This is a genomic window from Erwinia sp. PME.40.26/001 (genome assembly GCF_055556675.1).
On the sequence record NZ_JBVHNP010000337.1, the window covers coordinates 1 to 249 of the forward strand.

1 protein-coding gene is annotated in these 249 nt (G+C 71.5%); it reads left to right on the forward strand.

What is annotated here, in order from left to right; genetic code table 11:
* Positions 1 to 249: prolipoprotein diacylglyceryl transferase family protein (locus ACZ3HG_RS24440; protein ID WP_465335071.1), on the forward strand; the 249-nt coding region annotated here is incomplete at both ends.

The window sequence follows — 249 nt, forward strand, 5'->3', positions numbered from 1 at the left end:
CCATCGGCCGCATCGGCTGCCTGCTGACGGAGAAGCCCGGCACGCCGACCGGAGGCGACTGGGGCATCGTCCTCGATCCCGCCGCCGCGGCCCGGGTGGGCGCGCCCGCGGGAGTGCCGTTGCACCCGAGCTTCGTGTACGAGATCGCGTTCCACGTTCTCGCGTTCTGCGTGCTGTGGTTCTGGCTGCGGCACCGACCGATCGCCGCGGGCGAGACGCTCACCCTCTTCATCGCCGCCTACGCGATCT